The organism is Lawsonibacter sp. OA9 (genome assembly GCF_022440585.1).
Window position 1 is genome coordinate 1 of sequence record NZ_JAKNTI010000008.1, and the last position, 7,943, is coordinate 7,943.

General features: G+C 47.1%; 9 protein-coding genes. All 9 read left to right on the plus strand.

Annotated features, from left to right (window positions below):
• The coding region (locus tag MCG44_RS00290) for a hypothetical protein (protein ID WP_240286098.1) at positions 1-183 on the plus strand (183 nt) is incomplete at its 5' end.
• 19 nt (positions 184-202) lie between these two features.
• The gene (locus MCG44_RS00295) at positions 203-331 is read left to right on the plus strand and encodes a hypothetical protein (protein ID WP_240286112.1); all 129 of its coding nucleotides are present in this window, start codon (positions 203-205) and stop codon (positions 329-331) included.
• Entirely contained in the window at positions 313-1,890 is a 1,578-nt protein-coding gene (gene infB / locus MCG44_RS00300; RefSeq protein WP_240286113.1) for a translation initiation factor IF-2, read from the plus strand. Before MCG44_RS00295 ends, infB begins: the two co-directional genes overlap by 19 nt.
• Before the next feature lie 25 nt (positions 1,891-1,915).
• The gene (gene rbfA, locus MCG44_RS00305) at positions 1,916-2,287 is read left to right on the plus strand and encodes a 30S ribosome-binding factor RbfA (protein ID WP_240286100.1); all 372 of its coding nucleotides are present in this window, start codon (positions 1,916-1,918) and stop codon (positions 2,285-2,287) included.
• Positions 2,288-2,291: 4 nt separating this feature from the next.
• Positions 2,292-3,260, plus strand: coding sequence for a DHH family phosphoesterase (locus MCG44_RS00310; RefSeq protein ID WP_240286102.1), 969 nt, complete (start codon positions 2,292-2,294; stop codon positions 3,258-3,260).
• A complete protein-coding gene (gene truB / locus MCG44_RS00315) occupies positions 3,257-4,171 on the plus strand; it encodes a tRNA pseudouridine(55) synthase TruB (protein ID WP_240286104.1) in 915 nt (304 codons plus the stop codon). The genes MCG44_RS00310 and truB overlap by 4 nt, the downstream gene beginning before the upstream one ends.
• Positions 4,168-5,115, plus strand: coding sequence for a bifunctional riboflavin kinase/FAD synthetase (locus tag MCG44_RS00320; RefSeq protein WP_240286106.1), 948 nt, complete (start codon positions 4,168-4,170; stop codon positions 5,113-5,115). The genes truB and MCG44_RS00320 overlap by 4 nt, the downstream gene beginning before the upstream one ends.
• A gap of 35 nt (positions 5,116-5,150) precedes the next feature.
• The gene (locus tag MCG44_RS00325) at positions 5,151-6,800 is read left to right on the plus strand and encodes a Na/Pi cotransporter family protein (RefSeq protein WP_240286108.1); all 1,650 of its coding nucleotides are present in this window, start codon (positions 5,151-5,153) and stop codon (positions 6,798-6,800) included.
• A gap of 159 nt (positions 6,801-6,959) precedes the next feature.
• Positions 6,960-7,790 (plus strand): C40 family peptidase, encoded by an 831-nt coding sequence (locus MCG44_RS00330; protein WP_240286110.1) that lies wholly within the window; start codon positions 6,960-6,962, stop codon positions 7,788-7,790.
• The last annotated feature ends 153 nt before the right edge of the window (positions 7,791-7,943 follow it).

Below are 7,943 nucleotides of genomic sequence, written 5' to 3' on the forward strand. Positions count from 1 at the left end.
CACAGCGCGGAGATAAATTTACGAATGACCGTCAAAAAGGCGAAGCAAACGCCCGAATCAGGGACGCCGCCAGCAGTCAAGAATTCCGAAGGCTCTTCAGAAACCGGTGCATCAGCAGCCGAAAGAGGAGAAGAAGGAAGAAATCAAAGAAATTATACTTCCGGAGAAAATGACGATTCGTGAGCTCGCTGACAAAATGAAAATGCAGCCGTCTGTTATCGTTAAGAAACTGTTTATGCAGGGAATCATGGTTACAGTTAACATGAGATTGATTTCGAGAAGGCTCAGGAGATTGCGCTCGAGTACGATATCATCGCAGAACCGGAAGTAAAAGTTGACGTAATAGAAGAACTTCTGAAAGAGGAAGAAGAAGATACCAGCATGCTTGTTTCCAGACCGCCGGTTGTCTGTGTTAGGGTCATGTTGACCATGGAAAAACGTCTCTTCTGGATGCGATCCGGACACGAGGGTGACAGACAGAGAGGCCGGAGGCATCACACGCATATTGGCGCTTATACAGTAGATGTTGACGGACAGCAGATCACATTCCTGGATACACCGGGTCATGAAGCGTTCACTGCAATGCGTATGCGTGGTGCAAATGCGACAGACATTGCGATCCTGGTGGTGGCAGCGGATGACGGTGTTATGCCACAGACGATTGAAGCGATCAACCATGCCAAAGCGGCAGGAGTTGAAATTATCGTAGCGATTAATAAAATCGATAAACCGAGTGCAAATGTAGAGCGGGTAAAACAGGAATTGTCAGAGTATGAGCTGATTCCGGAGGACTGGGGCGGAAGTACCATTTTTGTTCCGGTATCTGCCCACACACAGGAAGGTATCAATGAACTGCTTGAGATGATCCTGCTGACTTCCGAGGTATGTGAACTGAAGGCAAATCCAAAGCGCAAAGCCAGAGGACTTGTCATTGAAGCCAAACTGGATAAGGGAAAAGGACCGGTTGCAACGATCCTGGTACAGAAGGGAACTCTGTATGTAGGAGATTTTATCGCAGCAGGTGCATGTTCTGGTAAAGTCAGGGCAATGATGGATGATAAGGGACGAAGAGTAAAAGAGGCAGGACCGTCTACGCCTGTTGAGATCCTTGGACTTGGTGATGTGCCAAATGCAGGGGAGGTTCTTGTTGCCACAGAAAATGATAAGGAAGCCAAGAATTTCGCAGCTACCTTTGTATCCGAAAACAGAAACCGTCTTCTGGAAGAGACAAAAGCGAAAATGTCTCTGGATGATCTGTTCAGCCAGATCAAAGAAGGCAACCTGAAAGAGCTGGGTATTGTTGTGAAGGCTGATGTGCAGGGATCTGTGGAGGCTGTGAAGCAGAGTCTTACCAAGCTCTCCAATGATGAAGTGGTAGTCAAGATCGTGCACGGCGGAGTAGGTGCCGTGAACGAATCGGATGTAACGCTGGCTTCAGCTTCCAATGCGATCATTATCGGCTTCAATGTACGTCCAGATGCGACCGCTAAGGCGATAGCGGAACAGGAAGGTGTTGATCTCCGCCTGTACCGTGTCATTTATCAGGCGATAGAAGATGTGGAAGCAGCGATGAAAGGTCTTCTGGATCCTATATTTGAAGAAAAAGTGATCGGCCACGCAGAGGTACGCCAGATCTTTAAGGCATCAGGGGTTGGAAATATTGCGGGAAGCTATGTGCTGGACGGTATCTTCCAGAGAGGCTGCTCCGTCAGGATCACCCGTGAAGGAACTCAGATCTTTGAAGGTCAGCTCGCATCCCTGAAACGTTTTAAAGACGATGTAAAAGAAGTGAAATCTGGTTATGAATGCGGACTTGTATTTGAAGGATTCAATGAAATCCAGGAACTGGATGTGGTGGAAGCATATACCATGGTTGAAGTGCCCAGATAAGCAGATACCGCGCAGGGAGTAGAAAATGAGAAAAAACAGCATAAAAAACACACGTATCAGCGGAGAAGTGCAAAGAGAACTCAGCCTGATCATTCAGAAGGAAATCAAGGACCCCAGGATCCATATGATGACGTCTGTGACTGCAGCTGAAGTTGCCCCGGATCTGAAGACGTGTAAAGCATACATCAGTGTGCTTGGAAATGAAGAGGAAAAAACCAATACGATTGCCGGTTTAAGGAGTGCGGAGGGATTTATCAGGCGTCAGCTTGCAAAAAATCTGAATCTCCGCAATACCCCGCAGATCACATTTGTCCTTGATACATCAATCGAGTACGGGGTTACAATGGCAAAGAAGATCTCTGACCTTCAGTCATCCGAACCGGCCCAAGAGGAATAGGCGGATGAATAGTATTGAAGAAATTCTTGAAGGTGCTGAGAGTATCGCGATTGCAGGACACGTCAATCCCGATGGGGATTGCATCGGTTCCTGTATGGCGATGTACCTTTATCTGAAGGCGAATTATCCCGATGTTAAGGCGGACGTATACCTGGGTGATATGCGGCCGGTATTCGGACATCTGGATGAACTTGAGATTGTCAGAAAAGCGGCAGAGACAGGGAAAATATATGATCTGCTGCTGCTGTTTGACGTCAGCAGTGAAGACAGGATCGGAATTGCAGGCGAATATCTTCAGACAGCAAAGAAAAGCGTATGTGTCGATCATCATATCACAAATCATGGGCTGGCAGAGATCAACCACGTAGTGCCGAAGGCAAGTTCAACTTGTGAGGTTCTGTTTGATCTGATGCAGCGGGAAAAGATCACAGTACCCGTTGCGACAGCACTTTATACCGGAATTGTTCATGACTCCGGAGTTTTTCAGTATACGAATACATCCGGAAAGACGATGCGGATCGCGGGATGGCTGATGGATCAGGGGATCCCGTTCACACGTATTATCGAGGATTCTTTCTATAAGAAAACATATGATCAGAACAGGATCATGGGACAGACGCTGATGCAAAGCAGGCTGCTTCTCGATGGAAAATGCATAGCTGGAGTTGTGACCGGTAAGGATATGAAAAAGTATGGTGCTGCGCCCCAGGATCTGGATGGTGTTGTGAATCAGCTTCGTCTGACGGAAGGAGTGGAAGCAGCTGTCTTTTTGTATGCGGTGGCTGCGCAGCAGTATAAGGTGAGCCTTCGATCCAACGGCATTGTGGATGTCAGCAAAATAGCGGCTTCTTTTGAGGGAGGCGGTCATCGGATGGCAGCTGGCTGTACGCTTGCGGGAGAGCCTGAAGAAATTATTGAAAAAATTGTAACATGCATCCGCCGCCAGCTGAAAGCGGAGAAGAAGAAAAGATGAATGGTATTATCAATATCTATAAAGAGGCGGGATATACTTCACATGATGTCGTGGCCAGGCTGAGAGGGATTCTGAAACAGAAGAAAATCGGCCATACGGGAACACTGGATCCGGATGCAACCGGCGTTCTTCCGGTATGCCTCGGAAAAGCGACGAAACTTTGTGATATGCTCACAGATGAAAATAAGACCTATGAGACCGTCCTGCACCTCGGTATCACAACCGATACTCAGGATTTGAGCGGAGCTGTGCTGAAAACACGGGAAGTCTTTGTGAAAGAACAGGAGGCGGCAGCGTGTATCGATACTTTTATCGGCGATTATATGCAGGTGCCGCCCATGTATTCAGCGCTGAAGATTAACGGAAAAAAACTATACGAACTGGCCCGGGAAGGGAAGACAGTGGAGAGAAAAGCCAGACCGGTACATTTTTATGAAATCGATGTACTGCACATGGAACTTCCGCGGATTGCCCTGAGGGTGACCTGCTCAAAGGGAACGTATATCCGTACGTTATGCCATGATATCGGCGAGAAGCTGGGATGCGGGGCATGTATGGAATCGCTGGTCAGGACCAGGGTGGGCCGCTTTACAGCTGATAAAAGCTTCACTCTTGCACAGATGGAGCGGATGGCGGCTGAGGGAACGGTGGAGCAGGCAGTTGTGCCGATTGATGTTATGTTTGAACAGTATCCGTCGGTACAGGTGGCACAGCCAGCCATTCAGCGTGTCTGTAACGGGAATTCATTTTCAGTGAAAGATCTGGAAAGACCTTCAGGCTGCCTGAGCGATGATCAATGTGTCCGCGCATATGACGGAGAGGAAATGTTTATTGGAATCTACCGTTATGATGGAAAATCCCAGGTGTTTTGTCTGGTGAAAATGTTCAGAGACGGGAGCAGCGAAAGATGAAATATATAACAAGTTCACTTGATTTTGTTTTGAATAGACGCAGTGCCATAACGCTGGGTAAGTTTGACGGGCTCCACCGAGGGCACAGGAAGCTGCTTAACTGCATAAAGAAATTTGGAGAAGATGGCTTTGAAACAGTCATCTTTACGTTTGACGTGTCACCGGTCATGCGTTTGTCAGATCCTGCTTTTAAGATTATACTGACAAATGAAGAACGGCGCCATGTTGCAGAGCTGGAAGGTGTGGAATGCCTGATCGAGTGTCCGTTTGTACCTGAGATCATGCATATGGATGCACAGGATTTCGTACGTGAGATCCTTGTAAATCAGATGAAAGCAGCATACATTGCTGTCGGACCGGATTTTCATTTTGGCTATAAGCGCCAGGGAACTCCGGAGCTTCTGGCCGAGATGGGCAGACAGTATGGCTATTCGGTGGATATCATAGAAAAAGAAATGGACGGTGCGAAAGAAATCAGCAGCACTTATATCCGCGAAGAGATTTTAGCCGGAAATATAGAGAAGGCAAATGATCTGCTGGGGTATCCGTTTTTTATTGAGGGAGAAATCCTGCACGGCAATCACCTTGGACATACGATTGGTGTTCCAACGATCAATCAGAGGCCGTGTGCTCAGAAACTGCTCCCGCCTTTTGGAGTCTATGCATCTGTGACAGAGATTGAAGGGATCCATTACTTTGGAATCAGCAATATCGGTATGAAACCAACGGTTGGGGACAGGTTTCCGGGTGTGGAAACGTATCTTTTTGACTGTGATGAACAGTTATATGGAAAACAGGCCTGTGTCAGACTTCATCATTTTCTGAGGCCGGAGTTCAAGTTCTCCTCCCTTACGGAACTGCAGCATCAGATCCGCAGGGACGAGATGCAGTGTCTGCAGTTTTTCAGGGATACTTATGGACAAACATCTGAGTTTCCTTTATAGTTTTACCATGAGGGGAAATTAAGGAGAAGTACGGTATGAAAGAAGTATTAATGCTAGCCGGTGGATTAGGTTTTTTTCTGTACGGTATGAAAATGATGAGTGAAGGCCTGGAAAAGGCTGCCGGCTCCAAACTGCGCAAAATACTGGAAGTATTTACGAAAAACCGTTTTATTGGTGTGATAGTAGGTATCATATTCACTGCGATCATACAGTCATCGAATGCGACGACAGTTATGGTGGTAAGTTTTGTCAATTCAGGGCTGATGAATCTGGCCCAGGCTTCAGGAGTGATCATGGGAGCAAGTATCGGTACGACTATGACGGGTCAGCTGATTGCTTTCAATCTGTCAGATATAGCGCCGCTGTTTGTTATTCTGGGCGTTGTCATGCTGATGTTTATAAAGAAACCGATTGTCAATAAGTTTGGTGAAGTGTTTCTTGGGTTCGGTATGCTGTTCATGGGTTTGTCGACAATGTCAGCGGCACTCGCAATCATTAAGGATGCGCCGGTCATTGTCAATACGCTTGGCTCCCTGTCGAATCCATATCTGGCGATACTTGTCGGGTATCTCGTGACAGCTGTACTGCAGAGCAATTCGGCGACTGTAGGTATCCTGATGCTGCTGGCGCAGGGAGGACTTCTGGAACTGCCAATCTGCCTGTATCTTATGATGGGAAGCAATATAGGCTGTACAACCTCAGCGCTGCTTGCAAGTCTCGGGGGACGTAAGGACGCCAGGAGAACAGCTCTTATCCATCTGTTCTATAACCTGACGGGAATGTTGATTTTCTGTGTTGTGTTCCTGTTTGCACTGAATCCGGTTGTGGATTGGGTATTACATATTTCAGGCGGAAATATCAGCCGTGCGATCGCAAATGCCAATACGATTATGAAGATTGCCTGGGTGGTGATTATATTCCCGATCATGCCCTGGATCATCAAACTGACACATGTTGTGGTCAGGGGAAAAGACGAGGAGGGAGAAGATTTCGAACTTCTCTATATTGGAGACAAATCCATGTTCTCACCCACAACGGCGGTGCTGGAGGCGACGAGAGAACTGGAGCATATGGGGAATATGGCGATGACGAACCTTGTCCGTTCCATGAATGCGCTGATAACACTGGATGAAAAAGAGATACAGACGGTGTACCGGGTGGAAAAAAATATTGACTATCTCAATAATGCAATTACAAACTATCTGGTAAATATCAATCAGATGACGCTGCCGATTGACGATGCCAGGAGTATCGGAGGACTGTTCCATGTGGCGAACGATATTGAGCGTATCGGCGACCATGCGGAAAATATTGCTGAGGCGGCTCTTATGGTCAGGGACGACCAGGTAACGTTCAGCAGCGAAAGTAAACGGGAACTCTCAGAGATGCTTGATCTGGTTATGCAGATCATGACATATGCACTGGATATGTTCTCAAATAACAGCCAGGAACATCTGCAGGAGATTCTGGATCTGGAAAACCGGATCGATGTAAAAGAACGTGACCTTCAGCAGAGTCATGTTGAGCGGCTGACAAGAAATGCATGTACGCCGGAAGCCGGAATGATCTTCTCCGATGTGGTATCCGGTCTGGAACGAGTGGCTGACCATGCGACAAATATCGCGTTTTCAATCCTGGATGAAGAGCCGGAAGAGGACAAACGTGTGGTGCAGGTTCCAATTTAAAGGGGAGACTGGAAGATTTTGTCGAACGAATTCCGTTGTAGTATGATGAAAATGTGGTATACTTTTCATGTACAGCTGTAATAAAAATGTAACAATTCCGGACGGCGGGAGTATAGCTGTAAGCCGTCCTGAATAGTTACCAATTTCATAGGAGGTATTATGCACAAAAAGGCATGGATGCTGAGTGCGGCAGTCTTAATTGTCTGCGCGGCGGCAGTTTCTGATCCTTTGTTTGCAAAAACGGCTTATGCACAGCCGGAGACTGCAAAGGTGTCTAATACGAATGAAAAAAACTATGGAGTGGTTCATGTAAACACCCATTTGAATGTACGGTCAGATAAAGGAATAGAATTTGATATCATAGGAATGCTGCCGGATCAGGCAGTCTGCTATATTCAGTCGGTTGAAAACGGATGGGCTTTTGTGTCTTCCGGCGAGGTAACCGGATATGTCAGTATGGAGTATCTGTATACAGAAGATACAGCCTGGAGCCTGGTCCATGAGATGGGCGAGGAAAATATGCCTGTAGCTGTATCGACAGTTCAGGATACAGATGAATATGCCATGGAGCAGGAGAAAGCATTTCAGGAGACTCTGGCAGCTACGGCGTACGGAGGAAATCTGGAGGCTGACCAGCTGAGACAGGAGATTGTGAACTTTGCGGAACAGTTTGTCGGTAATCCCTATGTATGGGGAGGAACATCACTGACAAATGGAGCAGACTGTTCGGGATTTGTCCAGAGTGTATATGCGCAGTTCGGGATATCGCTGCCGAGAGTTTCCAAAGAACAGGCACTTGTGGGGACAAGGATTGATCTGTCACAGGCCCGGCCGGGTGATCTGATCTTTTATGCACGGGATGGGGAGATCTATCACGTTGTGATGTATGCCGGGGATGGACAGGTTGTACATGCGAGCAGCAGCGAGACGGGTATTAAGATATCCGATATTTACTATGATAATGTGGATTGTGTCGTTACTCTGCTCTGACGCCTTGCCGTGGCAAAAAAAGTATTTACATCCACACCGCGGTATGCTATACTGGATGAGTATGAAATCAGCCCGGATTCAGGAATCGGAATCTCCAACCATTGCTTAATCTGAGGCGTTTATTAAAATCAAGGAGGAAAAACATGATTTCAA